This window comes from Geomonas silvestris, from assembly GCF_014193515.1.
GTDB lineage: Bacteria > Desulfobacterota > Desulfuromonadia > Geobacterales > Geobacteraceae > Geomonas > Geomonas silvestris.
Map to the genome: position 1 here is coordinate 122733 of NZ_BLXX01000005.1, position 16761 is coordinate 139493.

The 16761-nt window shown below is 65.7% G+C and carries 11 protein-coding genes; 8 read left to right on the top strand and 3 right to left on the bottom strand.

The genetic code is table 11. The annotated features are described in order from the left end of the window. Positions 1–707 precede the first annotated feature (707 nt). The 5 genes from GMST_RS10075 to GMST_RS10095 all read left to right on the top strand — a co-directional run bounded on the left by GMST_RS10075 (position 708) and on the right by GMST_RS10095 (position 6720). Positions 708–3410 carry a carboxypeptidase-like regulatory domain-containing protein gene (locus tag GMST_RS10075; RefSeq protein ID WP_183354526.1) on the top strand — a complete coding sequence of 901 codons (2703 nt, stop codon included), beginning with the start codon at positions 708–710 and terminating at the stop codon, positions 3408–3410. A 72-nt stretch (positions 3411–3482) separates the two neighbouring features. Continuing rightward, entirely contained in the window at positions 3483–4355 is an 873-nt protein-coding gene (locus GMST_RS10080) for a peptidylprolyl isomerase (protein WP_183354527.1), read from the top strand. 12 nt (positions 4356–4367) lie between these two features. Then, positions 4368–5705 carry a hypothetical protein gene (locus GMST_RS10085; protein ID WP_246399389.1) on the top strand — a complete coding sequence of 446 codons (1338 nt, stop codon included), beginning with the start codon at positions 4368–4370 and terminating at the stop codon, positions 5703–5705. Next, positions 5702–6139, top strand: coding sequence for a cytochrome C (locus tag GMST_RS10090; protein ID WP_246399391.1), 438 nt, complete (start codon positions 5702–5704; stop codon positions 6137–6139). The genes GMST_RS10085 and GMST_RS10090 overlap by 4 nt, the downstream gene beginning before the upstream one ends. Then, on the top strand, positions 6127–6720 hold the full coding sequence (locus tag GMST_RS10095; RefSeq protein WP_183354528.1) for a hypothetical protein: 594 nt from the start codon (positions 6127–6129) through the stop codon (positions 6718–6720). Before GMST_RS10090 ends, GMST_RS10095 begins: the two co-directional genes overlap by 13 nt. Before the next feature lie 86 nt (positions 6721–6806). Here the strand turns inward: GMST_RS10095 and GMST_RS10100 are convergent, their stop codons facing one another. Beyond that, positions 6807–8321, bottom strand: a complete 1515-nt coding sequence (locus GMST_RS10100; RefSeq protein WP_183354529.1) for a phosphotransferase — start codon at positions 8319–8321, stop codon at positions 6807–6809. Positions 8322–8781: 460 nt separating this feature from the next. On the opposite strand from GMST_RS10100, the gene GMST_RS10105 reads away from it, so the two are divergent. Further along, entirely contained in the window at positions 8782–10884 is a 2103-nt protein-coding gene (locus GMST_RS10105; protein ID WP_183354530.1) for a methyl-accepting chemotaxis protein, read from the top strand. Between the two features lie 73 nt (positions 10885–10957). On the opposite strand, the gene GMST_RS10110 is transcribed toward GMST_RS10105, so the two are convergent. Continuing rightward, entirely contained in the window at positions 10958–11314 is a 357-nt protein-coding gene (locus GMST_RS10110) for a hypothetical protein (RefSeq protein ID WP_183354531.1), read from the bottom strand. Positions 11315–11884: 570 nt separating this feature from the next. Between GMST_RS10110 and GMST_RS10115 the strand changes: the two genes are divergently transcribed. Continuing rightward, positions 11885–12937 carry a hypothetical protein gene (locus GMST_RS10115; RefSeq protein ID WP_183354532.1) on the top strand — a complete coding sequence of 351 codons (1053 nt, stop codon included), beginning with the start codon at positions 11885–11887 and terminating at the stop codon, positions 12935–12937. Between the two features lie 30 nt (positions 12938–12967). Here the strand turns inward: GMST_RS10115 and GMST_RS10120 are convergent, their stop codons facing one another. Beyond that, a complete protein-coding gene (locus GMST_RS10120; protein ID WP_183354533.1) occupies positions 12968–13177 on the bottom strand; it encodes a hypothetical protein in 210 nt (69 codons plus the stop codon). Between the two features lie 181 nt (positions 13178–13358). Here GMST_RS10120 and GMST_RS22430 point away from each other — a divergent pair, with 181 nt between their 5' ends. Next, complete coding sequence (locus GMST_RS22430) at positions 13359–16388, top strand: hybrid sensor histidine kinase/response regulator (RefSeq protein WP_183354534.1); 3030 nt, start codon at positions 13359–13361, stop codon at positions 16386–16388. The last annotated feature ends 373 nt before the right edge of the window (positions 16389–16761 follow it).

Below are 16761 nucleotides of genomic sequence, written 5' to 3' on the forward strand. Positions count from 1 at the left end.
CAATTTTTCGAACCGTGATTTTTCCAGCCACGGCTCGGTGAGGTTCGTGTGTTTCATTGGTTGCAAATTAAAATGCGCACGTTCAGATTCCTGCTGCCCCTGCCTTTTCTGGTGCTGCTCGTGCTGTATGGTTACTCTTTCAACCATCAGCACAAAGCTGGCGCTGTCTATGACGAAAAGGACCCCCGCCACGTCTTCTCCAGCTGTGAACTCCTCAAGATCAAGAAATGTGACAGCGCGTCGTGCATCGTCTCTGCTGAGGCACCCGTGCCGGCTGTGCTCACTCCGCTTCTGGCTGTCCCGGAGCGCAATGACCTCGCAATCGTGTGGCATTGCGAGGGATGGGTTCCCCGTGTATCGCTTCCCTGCTTTGCCGCCCTCTCGTGCCCAAACCGGGCTTCACCTGCCTTTCCCGCTTAATCACACCCATACCAAGATCAACTGACCCGTCTGCAGCACCCGCACGCAGGTGCGTTCCCGCGCCCAGCGCTCGTCACCTCGCGTGCGCTTAACGCCGGACCCGACACTGCGCGAGGCCGGGGTTCGCCTGTTCATTACCGGGTTGCTGCTCAAAATCGTGTGCGATAACGGCTTCATAGCCATTCCGGCTGATGTAGCACCCTGACAGAAAGGAGGGGAGGACCGCAAAAGCACTTCCGAAGGCCCGACAAAGCTAGAGAACCAAACGCCATCTAAAGGAGAAAGAGATGAGAAGTAATCAAACAGCAGGTCTGATTAAGTATCTAGCTCTTTGTTCCATCTTGCTGCTCGCAGCGCTCATGTTCGGCTGCTCCGGCGACAACGGCAAGGATGCCAGTGCCGCCGGCACGGTAAGCGGTAAGGTCGTCGACACCTACGGCAACAACGTCGCGGGTGCGACGGTTGCCACGTCGATAAACAGCGACCCCTTCAACGCGACCACCGACGCCAGCGGCTCCTACGCGCTGACCCTGGCCCCCGGCCCCCGCACCTTCACGGTCTCCGCCCCCGGCTACATAAGCTACAGCCAGAGCCTCGAGGCGGTAGCCGGCAAGACCACCACGCTCAACGTCACCCTCAATCCAAGCGGCCCGGCCGCGGTCACCGCCGCGCGCGCCGATGCGGTGAACCCGGTCCTCCCGGGGAGCCAGCTCGCCCTGACCGCCAAGCTGTTCAAGTTCGACCCGGCGCTGGCCAACCAGACCCCGACCTATGCCTGGAGCGTGGTCTCCGGGCCGGCGGTCACCTTCAGCGACCCGAACGCGGCCAACCCCACGGTTACCCTCGCCTCGGCAGCCGCCTTCAAGAAGTACCTGGTCGAGATGGCCGCACCGCTTTACAAGGTGAGCCCGGACGAGCCGCCGGTCCCCATCAACCGTTACCAGGTGGTCCCCTTCTCCTACGAGCAGGCGATGTCCCAGGGTAACACCACCAAGCTGAAGGTGACGGCGACCATCGGTGGGAAGTCGTACACCTCCACTATTTCGGTGGCTGCCCGGATTCCGGCAGTCCCCTCGACCGGCCTGCAGAACGTGCCGGTCAAGCAGCCGGTGGTGCTCGAGGGGCAGGTCCCCTTCAAGGATGCCAACGGCAACCTGGTCTTCACCCCCAGGACCACCTGGAACTGGTCCGTCGTGGGACCGGGCGGTCCCGTGACCGTGAACGACCCGACGACCGCCTATCCGGACTTCACCCCGGCCACCGCGGGGACCTATGTGGTCTCCGAAGGGGGGGCCGTGGTGCTGCAGGTCTTCGCCGGCACCTACGCCGGCATGATGGCTGCCGCAGCGACCCCCGACGCGGGGTGCAACGGCTGCCACAACGACAAGGTGACCAGCTGGCTGCAGACCGGCCACAAGGACGTCCTCTACGCCGGGATCCGCGAGCCGCTTCCGGACGGCCACTACGCCATGACCTGCACCCCGTGCCACACGGTCGGCAACGGCGCCACCGGTTCCAACGGCTTCGCCGACGCGGCGGCAGCCGAAGGGCTCACCAACTTCACCAAGCTGCAGGGGGACCTCAACGCCGAGGCGGATTTCTGGAAGAGCAACCCGAACTCCGCGAAGCTCGCCGGTATCCAGTGCGAAAACTGCCACGGCCCGCAGGCCAACTCGGGTCAGCACCAGGTAAGCCCCAACGACGGCAGCCCCATCGCGGTCAACTCCCGGGTGAGCTACTCGGCGAACGTCTGCGCCACCTGCCACGCCCGCGCCCCCAAGCACGGACGCTTCTCGCAGTGGAAGAACAGCGGTCACGCCTCGTACGCCACGGTCACCTTCAACTCGAACCCCGACGGGACCCTGAGCGCCTCCTGCGCCTGCTGCCACACCGCGCAGGGCTTCAAGGCCTACACGAAGATCCTGCCGACCGCAAACGGCAACCGTGCCCTCACCGCGCTGCCGGCGAGCCTCACCGTCAACAACGCCGAACCGATCACCTGCTCGGCCTGCCACCTCGTGCACAGCGAAGGTAAATCGGTGGCCGCCGAGGTCGGGAACGCCTACCAGGACGTGAACGCAGCGAACCTCACCCCGGTCGGTTCCATCGCCGGCAGCACCTACATGCTCCCCAGCGGTTTCGCGGCTAACGGCGTCGGCAAGGGTGCCCTGTGCATCGCCTGCCACAACAGCCGCCAGGGGATCAGCGGTGGCGCCCCGTTCCTGCACGAGGACGGCGACACCAAGTTCGGGACGCTCGCCAGCTACGGTGCTCCCCACGAAGCCTGCCAGGGCGACGTGCTCATGGGGCGCAACGCCTACTGGATGGGGACCAGCCGCTACAACAGCCCGCAGACCCGCTCCAAGCACTCCTACATCGCGGATACCTGCGTCACCTGCCACATGGAGCTGACCACCCTGGATCTCACCCTCGCGGAGCCGGGCCAGACCCGTCACGACTTCAAGGCAACCACCGACGTCTGCAACAAGTGCCACACCTCCTACTCGGCCGAGTCGGTGCAGAGCACCTTCGACGCCAAGCTCCAGGCGATCAAGGCTGCCGTGGGGTACGCCATCCTGCAGATCAAGTTCGACAACGTGATCCCGGCGAATACCAGCGCCGTTTTGGTCGCCAACCGCTCCGGCATGGTCGACGTGACCACGGCAAGCGGCACCAAAAGGTGGTTCATCAACGACAAGACCGGTCAGGACGCCTTCCTGGCCGACCCCAACAACGGTGGTGCCCTGGTGCAGGGTTGCACCGACAACGGCAACGGTACCGCTAACTGCACCGGCTACCTCGCCAACGCCACGGTGACCTTCAACGCGAACGCTACCGTTACCGCCGCCGGCGTGAACGGCATCATCGCCAAGGCGCTCTGGAACACGGTGCTGGTGCAGGACGACGCCAGCCGCGGGGTGCACAACCCGGCGTTCACCTTCGAGGTGCTGGACAACACCTATGCCCACGTCGGCACCTGGACTCCGTAACTAAGCAAGAACCGGCGGGACTTCGGTCCCGCCGGACCCATCGACATCTCGACTGAGAGGAAGGAAGTAACCATGCCCATGTACCGCCGCGCCGCCCTCCTTACGTTGACGTTTTTGCTGGCCGGTCTCCTGGGGTGCCAGAAACAGCAGGGATCCCAGACGGCCCAGGCGAGCCAGGAGAAACAGCCCAAGCTGCTCGCCAAGGTAAACGGCGTACCGATTACCGAACTCGATGTCGCCTTCAAGATGAGCAAGAGCCACGGCACCCCCAACTCCCAGCAACCCGAGCGCACCCTGGATGACGTGATCAAGGAAGAACTGCTCTACCAGCAGGGGCTCAAGCTCGGGCTGGACAAGGACCCCGGCTACCGGGCGCAGATCGAGAAGCTGGAGCGCCAGGTGGCGAATCTGAAGCGGATCGAAATGACCCGGCGCGTCTTCAACCAGGAGGTCGCCGCCAAGATCGACATCACAACCGACGAGGTGAAACGCTACTACGACAACAACAAGGCCCGCATCGCGACGGAGCTGCGCCTGGGAATGCTGAGCTTCGGCACCAAGGAGGCGGCCGAGGAGGCCTTGCAGAAGATCCGCGGCGGCACAAGCTTCGAAGCACTGGCCGGTGCCGCCGTTTCCGCTGCCCCGGGGGGGGCTCCCGGCGGACAGCGTGCCTGGGACCTGGGATTCACGGCGTGGGACCAGATACCGGCGGATTTCCTCGATGCGGTGTACCGGCTCAAGCCGGGCGAGGTGAGCCCGGTGGTCTCCATGAAGGGGACCGGTTTCTACCTGTTCAAGCTTCTGGAACAGCGCCCCAACCCCAAGGCCGATTACACCAGCATGGCCGGCGTCATCTCGAACCGCCTCCGGGAACAGCGGGTCAGCGAAGGATACCGCACCCTGGAGGAGCAACTGAAACGCTCCGCAAAAATCGAACGGTTTTAAAAGGAGGGGATCTTGAAAAGCCATGACTCGTGGAGTCCGCCTCCCGCGGGCTTCCCCGCGGTGCTCCGGCTGGCAGGCGGGGTGGCCGCAGCCTGTGCCTTACTGGCAGCGGCACCTGCGCTGGCCGAAACCACCCTGGTATCCGCCGCGTCCACCACCTTGTTCCGGATCGGACACGGCGATTTCCAGGACAGCAAAAACATCGACACCGCCTACGAATATCTGCGCCTGTCGGTCTCCCGCACCTTTAACGGCGGCGACAGCCTCTCCTTTTTGGCGGGGGGGTGGCTGCGCGGCGACCTGGGCGACAAGTCCGCCAACGACCGCTACACCGACGCCGACCTGCAGTACGGCTATCTGAGCTACCAAAGGGGGCGCAACAACCAGGTGGTCAACGCGGGGCGCCAACTGGTGACCGAAGGGGTGGCGACCGAGCGGCTGGACGGCCTCTACCTGCGCAGCGACCTCCCCGCCGGGTTCGCCGCGGCGATCTTCGTCGGCTCGCCCGTGGTGACCGAGCCGAACTTCAAGGCGGACAACCTGGTGTTCGGCGGGCGCTTCACCCACTCGCTTTCGAACTACTACACCCTCGGGGTGAGCGCGCTTAAGTCCTACCAGGACAGCACCCGCTACCGGGAGGAGGAGGGGGTCGACCTCTGGCTGCACCCGGTACGCGGCGTGGATATCACCGGGCGCTCCTCGTACAACTCGCTCACCGACGGCTGGATGGAGCACAGCTACCGGGCAAGCTACGCGCCGCTCTCCCCGCTGCGGCTCTTCGCCAACCTGGAGAGCATCAACTACCGGGACTACTTCTACCGCGTCACCACCAGCGCGCTCAGCTTCACCAACCGGCTCATCGATCCCAACGAGAAGATGCTCGCCCTGGGGGGAGGTGCCTCCTTCACCCCGCTCGACTCCTTGACGCTCAGTGCCGAGTACCGGCACTACGACTACGACATCGCCGGCGCGGCCAACTACTACGGCGGCAGGATCGGTTACGCCAACCCGAAGTACCTCTCCTGCGGCGTCGCGGTGTACCGGATGGACGGCGCGGCCGACCGCCTGAAGTACCTGGAGTACCGCGCCTATGCCGCGAAGAGCATCGGCAAGGCGGACCTGGCGCTCGACCTCATCGACGTGCGCTACGATTCCACCCTTGCCACCAACCAGGTGAAGGACGCCTTCACCGCCTCGGCGGCGCTCACCTACCGGTGGGACGACCGGTTAAGCTTCGGGGGGGACATCGACTACTCCCACAACCCCGATTTCGACAACGAGGTGCGGGGGCTCCTGAAGCTGAGCTACGCATTCGAGGCCAAGCGTGCCGCGGAAGGAGGGGCCAAGTGAAAGCGAGCAACTTGATACTGATGGTGGTCCTGGGGCTTACGGTGCAGCTCCTCTATGCCTGCGCCGGCACCACCAGCATAGCGAGGGTCCACCCCGAGCCGGTGGTCGGGCTGGTGGACTGCGCCCAGTGCCACACCGACCGCTGGGCAAACCTGAACCACCGGGCGTACGACTTCATGGCCAAGCACGGCGTCCTGGCGGGTTCCCGGGCGGCCTGCGCCTCCTGCCACCAGGAGTCCTTCTGCGCCGACTGCCACGCCCACAAGGAGGACCTGAAACCGAGTGACAAGTACAAGGATGCCGTGGAGCGCGCACTGCCGCACCGCGGCGACTACTTGAGCCGGCACAAGATCGACGGCAGGATCGATCCCGCCTCGTGTCTTAAGTGCCACGGCCGGCAAAACAACGAGGGGTGCAAAAGATGCCACAGATAACGACCAGATACCTCATGCTGGTGCTGGTGTCGCTGCTGGTCCTTCCGCTCTTTGGCTGCGGCGACCGCAACCCGCAGGCCGACCTCAACCCGGCGACCGGGAAACATTCCGATCCCGCCTGGCTGCCGGCCGGCCACACCGCGGCGGTCCAGGACCACGGCTACAGCTGCACCGAGTGTCACGGTGCCGACCTTTCTGGCGGCATCTCGCAGGTCGCCTGCACCAGCTGTCACCTGGGGAACGCGCGCCAGGTGCACCCGGCAGGGTGGGGGCAGTTCGCCTACGCCCTGCACAGCCAGTTCGTGAAGCAAAACGGGACGGCGAGTTGTGCGGTCGCCTCCTGCCACGGCGGCGACCTGGGCGGGGTGAGCGGCAGCGGGCCTTCCTGCTCGAGCTGTCACCTCGGGGGGCCGCTTTCGGCGCATCCCCAGAGCTGGAATGCCGACATCATCTCCTTCCATGCCGGCTACGGCAGCAGCTACCCCACCAGCGCCTGCGCCACCGCGGTGTGCCACGGCAGCGACCTCAAGGGGGTTTTTTTAAGCGGCCCCGGCTGCAACGCCTGCCATACCAACCTGTAAGAGACGGCTGCACCGAAAGGTGGGCACGCGAAAAAAAAAGGGACCAGCCGGCAAGGCTGCTCCCTTTTTCTCTGTGCGCTCCGCACTCAGCCGTTTAAGACCAAAAGGCTGCGCTCGGACTCCACCAGGATGCGCCAGAGCACTCCCCCCTCGCCCAGCTTGAGCTTCACGAGGTACGCGGCGATGCTCAGGTTGGCGCGGGCGCGGAAGAGCTCCAGCTGGGCTGGAAACTCCTCATCCACCAGGTCCCCCACCTCGCGTCGGTAGGTCGCCAGGAACTCCGCCTCGGGGTAGCGCAGGCGCACCTCGGGATGCTCGTTGAACTGGCTGCGGAACTGCGCCAGGAACCAGCCGACGTCGAAGGCCGGCGGCATGAGCTGGGAGCGCTCGAAGTCGATCGCCGCCAGGTAGCAGGTGGCGGGGTCCTCGGGGTCGTCCCGGCCGATGATGATGTTCTGCGGCTGGTAGTCGCCGTGCCCCTGCACGAGCTCTCCCGGGTAGTGCTGCACCAGTTCCTTTTCGGCGCCCCGCACCGCAGCCGCGATCTCGGCGACCTTGTTCCTGTAGGGGTGTTCGATCTCCTCGAAGCGGCGCACCTCGCCTGCCAGGCGCCGCTCTTCCTCGTGCAGGAACTCCTCGGCGCCCGTCACCTTGAGGTGCAGGGTGTGCAGGCGGGCGAGCCAGCGCGCGGCCAGCTCGAGGTAGCGCCTCCCTTCTTCGGCCCCGCAGCCAACAAGCATCTCGAAGAGCGACCTTCCCGCCACCCCCTGCTCGATGAGGGTCTTTTGCACCGCATCCTTTGCTATCGCCTGCGGCACCCGGAAGCTCCCCGTCTCAAAGCCGCGTTCCCCGATGCTTAACATGATGTGGTAGGCGCGCTGCGCCTTGGTCCAGCTGGCTTGATCCGCCGGGGTGCGGATGATGATGCTGTCGCGGGACTCGGCGCTACGCTCGCTGCCGATCTTCACCTGGATCACCTTGTGCGCCTCGCGGTGCGCGATCGCCTGCAGGTAGGGGCGGCAGGACCCGCTGCGCAGGGCGTGCACCAGGTCGGCGAGGGTCGCGACCGGGACGTCGAAGCGGGTCGGGTAGATCCCCGCGTAGCCTGCGGCGTGGGTGTCGGTGCCGGCGGTCGCCGTGTAGCCGAAGCGGCGCCAGTCCTGGAAGCTGCGGCTGTTGCCGTGCACCGTGTGGTTCGAGTTGAAGATCTCGATGCCGGTCAAAAGCGGCGAGCGGAGCATCTCCTCCGTCGGGACCCGTCCGTCGCGGTAGGGGTGGGCCCAGACGATGGCGCAGTCCGGGAACCGGCGCCGGATCTCCTCGAGGGGGGTGCCGCGCGGCACGACCTCGGACGCGCCGTAGATGAGCAGGTCGCCGTAGCGCGGGACGTTGGTTTCCTGCCCGCTCAGCACGAGGAAACCGCCGGGGACCCCGGCCTGTCGGAGAAGTTCAGCCAGGTCGGCGTCGTTCCAGAGGAAATGGTGATCGGTTATGACGAGCCCCTGCAAACCTTGGGCGTGCACCTGCCGGACCAGTTCGACCGCCGGCACGGTGCTGCACGAGGAGTGCTCCGAGGTGTGGCAGTGCATCTCCAGGAGCATGGGAACCCTCCGCTTTACCGCGGGAGAAGCTGCTGATCTTGCGACGAACCCGGTTGACCCGAAGCGCCTACACCTAGCTTAGTTCCCCGGCAAACCGGTTGTCCAGCGCTCAAATCAGGCAGAGTATGGGGGTAGGGGGATCCGCCGCCGACAGAGGGGCGCAAGGGGCGGGGCCCCGGGAGGTGCGCCATGAAAGAACCGGTCGCCCTGGTGCTGGGGCACTCGTCGTCTGATGGCTGGTCAGGCTGCGGGTCGGCTGACCGCGGCGCGGGAGGTGCAAATGGCTCAGGGTGGAATTGGGCTGAAGTAATGAATACAACCGCCATGCGGCGCTAGGGAAAAGAGTAGTGTTAATTCTTACACGGGGGTGCCGATAGAATGAGAGAGGCGAGGCCCCCTTCCCGGCGTTCACTCCGGGCCGCGCGCAGCCGTTTCATTTCAACCGGTTCAAGGAGAGTTCATGTCAGCAAAGAGGCTCGGTCTCAAAGGCAAGATTACCCTTTACGTGGCGCTGGGGCTGATCGTCTCGTTCGCCGTCAACATCGGCTACCTGAGCAAGGAAATCCGCAAGGACGCCTACGAATCGGTGAAGGTGAAGTCGCGCGCCATCGTGCTGCAGGCCGAGAGCACCCGGGACTACCTGGCCGGGCTGCGCGGTGCGGGGGTCTTCCAGGAAGAGCAGATGAAGGCGGAGCTGGACCGCAAGCTCGCCGGCAGCAGCGACAAGCACAGCGCAGCCGTCGATACCCCCTTCTTCAAGACGATCCCCATCATCGCCGCCATGAAGATCGCCGGCGAGCACGCCCAGGAGGCCGGATTCAAGCTGCGGGTCCCCAAGGTGCAGGCGCGCAACAAGGCGAACGAGCCCGACGCCGTCGAGCTTGCGCTGTTGCAGAAGCTGGAACAGGAAAAGCTCCCGGAAACCTTCCTGGTCGACCGGGAGCACGGCGTGATCCGTTACCTGCGCCCCATCAAGCTGAGCGCCGAGTGCCTGGTCTGTCACGGCGTGGCGCAGGACACGGTCAACAAGGACGGCGTCGACCTTCTGGGGTTCAAGGCCGAGGGGGGGAAGGCGGGCGAACAGCACGGCGCCTTCGAGATCCTGGAAGACCTCTCCCGCATCGAACAGGGGATCAGGCACAAGGTGGCGATCTCCTTCGTCCTGAGCCTCGTCGCCTCCATCGTCACCCTGGTGTTCCTGGTCTACGTGATCCGGGGGATCGTGATCGAGCCGCTGCGCAAGATGGCCGGCTTCATGAAAGAGGTGGCCGATGGCGACATCAGCAAGACGCTCCCCGTCGAGCGCCACGACGAGATCGGTGAACTGGCGCAATCGGTGAACGGCGCCCTCGCCAACATGCGGGGGACCCTCTCCAAGGTCCTGGACTGTTGCTGCCAGGTCGGCTCGTCGGTCGGTTCGATGTACCGCAGCGCCGACCAGATGAACACGGAGGCCGCCGAGGTCGCGGCACAGTCGGCCACGGTCGCCACCGCGGGGGAGGAGATGGCGGCTACCTCGGGCGACATCGCGCTTAACTGCCAGATGGCGGCGCAGGGGGCCCGGGTGGCCAGCGAGCAGGCCCAGGCCGGGGTGACCACGGTCCAGCAGACCATCGAGGTGATGTCCCGCATCGCCCGGCAGGTCGATACCTCGGCGCGCACCGTGGCGACACTCGGGGCGCGCAGCGACCAGATCGGCCAGATCGTCGGTACCATCGAGGACATCGCCGACCAGACCAACCTGCTTGCGCTCAATGCGGCGATCGAGGCGGCGCGGGCCGGCGAGCAGGGGAGGGGATTTGCAGTGGTGGCCGACGAGGTGCGGGCCCTCGCCGAGCGGACCACCCGGGCGACCCGGGAAATCGGCGAGATGATCCGTTCGATCCAGGCCGAGACCCGCGGGGCGGTCCAGACCATGGAAGAGGGGGTCCAGGAGGTGGAGCGGGGGACCGAGCAGGCCACCACCTCGGGCCAGGCGATGCAGCGGATCCTCGACGAGATCCACAACCTCACCATGCAGATCAACCAGATAGCGACGGCCGCCGAGGAGCAGACCGCCACCACCAGCGAGATCAGCGGCAACATGCTGCGCATCACCGACATCGGCAACCAGGTGGCCTCCAATGCCCAGGCCTCCTCGGTGCAGGCGAGCCAGTTAAACGGGTTTGCCGAGGCGCTCTTGGGCTCGATGGCCAGGTTCACCGTCGGCGAGAGCGTGGGGCTCACCATCGACAAGGCGAAGGCCGCGCACCGCATCTTCATCGGCAAGATCAAGGCCCACCTGACCGGCTCGCTCACCCTCGACCCGGAGAAACTGCCGACCCACCTGGTCTGCGCCTTCGGCAAGTGGTACCAAAGCGAAGGGCGGGAGCGCTGCGGCAGCATCGGGGAGTTCCGCGAGATCGACGCGCCGCACGCCCGGGTGCACGAGCTGGGCAAGCTCGCCTTGCAGGCGCACCTTGCCGGAGACCGCGCCAAGGCCGAACAGCACTTCGAGGAGATGGTGGCCCAGTCGGAGCTCCTGATCGAGCTGCTGGACGAGGTGGCACAGCGCTGCCGGTGACGGCAGGTCCGCCGAACACAAAAAAGGCCGCATCGCTTTGGCGATGCGGCCTTTTCTCGTTATGGGCCCGGGCCTATTTCCCCTGGGTCGTCCCCCCCGGCTGGTTCGGGTTCCCCATGCCGTCACCGCTCGGACCACCCTGGGGTGCCGTGCCGTAGTTCGGGCCGGTGCCGGCCGGCGTGGTGCCGGAGCCGGTCCCCTTGCCGCCGGCGTGCTTTTTCGACTTCTTGGACTTCTTCGCTTTCTTCTTCTTGGTGTGCTTCATCCCGGTGTCGGTACCGGAGCCGGTCCCGCCGGTGCCGGTAGTAGTCTGGTCGGAGCCCCCGGTACCCATGCCGGAGCCGGTGCTCGTCTGGTCGGCGGCAGCCACGATCCCCGCAAAGGAAAGCGCGACCAGGCTGGAAACGATGCAGGCAAGTACTCTTTTCATGACGAATCCTCCTCGTTTGCTGGTGGTGTGGACCTTCTCCCGCAACTGGGTAGCATGCTTCGTGCCATAACATTATAAATATCTAACCATCTGGATTCATACCGCTCTCCGTGGCACGTGCCGACAATCTTTGTTTATGAGCTACCGCAAATGAGGCGGCGGGTTCCCCTTTTCGGGTGCGCTGCCTGGGCGGCCGGCCCGACCACCTTGCCGGGACGCGAAACGCTAAAAACTCGGGCTGTACGGGGACTGCCTGTTACTGTTTCCAAAAATCCCGAGATGACAGTGGGGGAATATCCGGGTACTATCTACTACATCCTGAACCCGTCTCTGCTCTCAGCAGTGAAACGGAGCCAGAAATGGGATAGTCATAGCTGGTCGTTTCTCCCTGAGCCGTGTCGCAAGATACACATGGAGTCTTTTCCGTTGAGAGAAGTCTTAAGAGAATGTTCGCTCTTTACGTCGTGTGGTGCGAGAGTTCTAACTGCACTCGTCACGCTGGTTCTGACGGCGGCGCCGGTTTGGGCCGATCCCCCGAAGCGCCCGAAGCCGGCGCCGGCGGCCCCCCCGGTGTCGCTGGTCCCGGCGCTGCCTCTACCGGTCGTGCCGGTCTGCCTCGCCGCACAGCCGGTCCCTGCCTTTGTCCCGCTCGACTTTACCGCGGCCCCCGCCCCCGGCCCCACCCTCACGGAGCGTGTGGCGGAACAGGTGGCGGCGCTGGGGAGGCGCGCCGAGGAGACCCACGACCGCCTGGAGCGCGGCATCATGCAGCAGGTGCTGCGCCTGGACGACTTCTTCGGCAAGGCGAACAACCTAAAGGAGCAGCACACCGCCTACCAGCTGCGCTGGCGCAACTCGCTTAGGTGGCAGCAGGGTTCCGGGCTCGACGTGGGCTCCACCCTGCGCGCGAACCTGGAACTCTCGCGCATCAACGACCGCCTGCAGCTCGCCATTTCCGGCGCCGGCAAGCCCGACCAGACCACCCCCACCCTCCCCGAGGACCCCGGCAACCCCGGCTTCGACCGCACCCTGCGCAACACGAGGATCGTGAACACCGAACTGCGCTACCAGCTCATGCGCACAGCGCAGGCGAACCTCTTCCTGGGGACCGGTTTCGACCTCGCCATCCCGCCGGAGTTTTTCGCCAGGGCGCGCTACCAGCGCCTGGACCGGGTCGGCCAGTACTACCTTTTGCACTTCGGCGAGACCATCTTCGTGAAGAACCCCGACGGCTTCGGCGAGACCACCGAACTCTCCGCAGAGCGCTCCCTCGACCCGAAGACCCTGGCCCGGGTCGCCCTGAGCGGCACCGTCTCCCAGGAGATCAAGGCCCTGGAATGGGGGACCGAGCTGTCGCTTTTGCGCGAGCTCTCCCCGAAGAGCGCCGTGACCGTCACCGGCGGCGTCTACGGCAACACGAGCATCGACGACTGGGTGACCAACTACCGTGTGCTGGCCACCTACCGGCGCAACTTCCTGCGCTCCTGGCTCTTTTACGAACTGGAGCCCCAGGTCGCCTGGCCGCGCCGCGAGGATGGCCGCTTCTCGACCACCTTTTCGGTGACCGTACGGCTCGAGATCGTATTCCAGGGGAACGAGCGCAAGCTGGTGCCGCCGCCGTGACGGCGCGCACCAGGGGACGGGGCGGGGCTTTCAGGGCTGGCGGGACCTCTGACCGGCCGAGGTCTTGTAGCAGGCGATGGCGTTGGCGAGGGCGTGCTGGGCGGTCCCGCCGCACCGGGTGATGACGCTGCCGTCCTCAAGCTCGATGGTGCAGCGAAAACGGGGAGCCTTGCTGTAGTGGCACGGTACGGGGTCTTTAACCGGCTCGGTCTTTATGTAGGCGATGTTCCAGTCTGGCATGGTCCCCTCCGCGCTGCTTCCCGGTTTGATGTGTGGGTATCAATGTGTGAAATAGTACCATGACGGCTCTGGGGGGAAAGGAGTCCGGCCATCCCTCGGCATGGCGCCGAAATCATTCAAGAGGAGGGACAGCCGGGCCGATAAGACGTGGGAGGAACAGTGAAACGAAAAGGCCTCCCGCATGCCCAAACCCTGGAATAAGATTCAGGCCAGTCAGCTCACCATCGCCTTCGGTGTGCTCTCGGTCCTCGCCATCGTCGCCTTGTCGGTGGTTGCCGCAGCGGTGCTGCGCAGCCAGGAGGTCGAGGTCTGGCGCAAGCAGATGAGCAACAACTCGCTGGTCCTGGCTGAGCACACCTATCAGACCATGCTTTCGGCCAACATCGCCCTGGACGGCATCGTCGAACAGGTGCGCGCCCAGGGAGCCGACTCCCCCGAGGAGTTCCGCCGGCTTTTGGGCACCCCGGAGATCTTCCGCATGCTGCGCGAGAAGACCAGCTCCCTCCCCCAGGTAGACGTGGCGAGCATCGTCGACGAGAAGGGTGACATGGTCAACTTCACCCGCTCCTATCCCCACCCCCCCATCAACCTCGCGGATCGCGACTACTTCAGGGCACAGGCCAAAAGCACCGAGGCCGCCGGCTTCATCGGCGTCGCCGTCCGCAACAAGGGGAACGGCAAGTGGGTCTTCTACATCAGCCGGCGCATCAACGACCGCCGCGGCTCGATGATCGGGCTGGCGCTGATCGGGATCTCGGTGGACGCCTTCACCGACTTCTACGCCCGGCTCGGGGTGAACCTGGGGAAGGGGGCCTCGGTCACCCTGTACCGCAACGACTACGCCGTACTCACCTGCTGGCCGCGCCACGACGCCCTGATCGGCAAACAAAACCGCACCGGCGCCACCTACACCATCGTCGAGAAGCTGAAAAAGGAGCACGACGTCCTGTTCCTCGACGCCCCCCGTTTCTCCGAGGCCGGACGCAAGGTGGCCCGCCTGGGGGCGAGCCGGGTGGTGCACGGCTACCCGCTCATCGTGAACATCACCATCACCGACGACTTCTTCCTCGCCAACTGGCGGCACTCGGTGCGCGGCATCGCCTACGTCTCGGTGCTCTGCATCCTGGCCCTGCTCTCGGGGGTTGCGGTGATCGTCGCGGTGCTGCGCCAGCGCGAGCAGTACCTGCAGCAGACCATAGAGCTCAAGCGGCGCGCCGAGGACGCCAACCGCGCCAAGAGCGAGTTCTTGGCCAACATGAGCCACGAGATCCGCACGCCGATGAACGGGATCATCGGTATGACCGAGTTGATCCAGGACACCGAGCTCAACGCAGAACAGCGCGAGTACATCCGCTCCATCAAGATCTCCGCCGACAACCTCCTGGACATCATCAACGACGTCCTCGACTTCTCGAAGATCGAGGCGGGGCACATCGAGATCGAGGAGACCCCCTTCCTGCTGCGCAGCATGGTGGGGCTCGCCCTCAGGGCGGTCTCGGTCCGGGCGGTGCAAAAGGGACTCGAGGTGGTCTTCAACGCCGACCCGCGACTTCCCGACGCCCTGGTGGGAGACCCGGGGCGGCTGCGCCAGGTGCTGATCAACCTGGTGGGGAACGCGGTGAAGTTCACCGAGCGCGGGGTGATCGAGGTGCTGGTGAGCCTGGTGGACGAGGACGAGGATTCCGTGCTGGTGCATTTCCAGGTCACCGACCAGGGGATCGGGATCCCGCTCCAGGTGCAGGCCCACATCTTCGACGCCTTCGTCCAGGGGGACGCCTCGACGACCAAGCTCTTCGGCGGCACCGGGCTTGGCCTCGCCATCTCGAAGCGGCTGGCCCAGCTCATGGGGGGGAGCATCACCGTGCGCAGCGAGCCGGGGGTGGGGAGCACCTTCGGGTTCAGCGCGCGCCTGGGACGCCAGCAGGGGGCGCCCCCCGAGCGCGGCGCGGACCGGGTGCTCTCCGGGACCCGGGTGCTGGTGGTGGACGACCGGGAGATGAACCGCAGCATGCTGGAGCGCTTTTTGACCCGCTGGGGGATGCAGGTGGAGACGGTGCAGAGTGCCGCCCAGGCTGTAAGCCGGCTCGAGACGCTGGCGGAAGCGGGGGAGCTCCCCCGCCTGCTCCTCACCGACGTTCAGATGCCGGATCAGGACGGCTGGGAGCTGGTGCGCCTCATAAGAGAGCGGGAACTTTTCGACCAGGTGCAGGTGGTCGTCATGCCGAGCGCCGGGGTGCGCGGCGATGCCCAACGCTGCGCCGAGCTGCGCGTGGCGGGATACCTGACCAAGCCGGTGGTGCACGACGAGCTGCACGAAGCGCTGCTCACGGTGTTAAACGGTGCGGCGGCCGGGCCCGAGCCGGTGACCCGGCACACCCTGCGGGAGGAGCGTGCACGCTGTTCGGTGCTGGTGGCCGACGACGTGGAGATCAACCGGGACATGGTACGCATCATCCTGGAAAAGCAGGGGCACCGGGTGACCATGGCCATAAACGGTCGCGAGGCGGTGGACCTGGAGCGGGAGCAGCGGTTCGACATCATCTTCATGGACATGCAGATGCCGGATCTGGACGGCTACCAGGCCACCCGCCTGATCCGGGAACAGGAGGCGGGGACGGCGCGCCGGGTACCGATCGTCGCCATGACCGCGTACGCCATGCAGGGGGACCGGGACAAGTGTCTCGCCGCGGGGGCCGATGCCTACCAGGCGAAGCCGGCCCGTGCCGCCGAGATCCTTACGCTTTTGGACCAGTTGCTGCCGGCGGGAGCACAAAGGGTTCCGGTACGCCCCGACGGCGCCGCCCCGGAACCGGGTACCGCGCCCCCCGCTGCCGCGGCTCCGGCCTCCCCGGCGGGCGGCGAGGAGCTGGCGGTGTTCGACCTGGCCGACTTGGTGGAGCGGCTGGGGGGGAACCGGGAACTGGTGCCGCGCTTCGTGGAGATGTTCACCGGCGTCGCCGCGGGGTACCTCGAGGCCCTGCGCGAGGCGGTCGAAAAAGATGACCTGGAGCAGATGCGCATCCAGGCCCACACCATCAAGGGGGCCGCAGCCAACATCTCCGCTCGGCGCATGCAGCAGACCGCCCACGAGCTGGAACAGTTGGCGCGCGCCGGAGAGAGCGCCGGCGCGGACCGGCTCCTGGCCTCCCTGGAAGAGCGCTTCGCCGAGTTCTCCGCCGCCGCGGCCAGCCTCCCCGGGGCGCCCAGCTGACCCCGGAAAACTCATGAACGACTACGGCACTCCCCTCAAGCGGCAGACCCGCTGGCGGAGTGCCGCACCTCTTTTCCCTCCCGTCCCTCCGTCCCGACCCTCCCTGTCAAACCCTTCAAAGCCGCTCCAGGAGCTGGACTGCACCCCTCAAGCCCCTGCCCGGAACCTCGACCGGATGCGCCGGCCCGCTTGACAGCAAGCCCTCCCTCTATACACTGAAAGCTGGCAAAAATTAATAAATGCCAATTTAACCCCGGCAGGTGCGTGCCCTCGCCCCGAACTCTTAGCAGCACCGCGCCTTCCGGCAGTCGTGCGACGCACTTCAACCATGGGCTGGCCGCACACCAGGCGGTGCAGGCCGAAAAGGAGGACG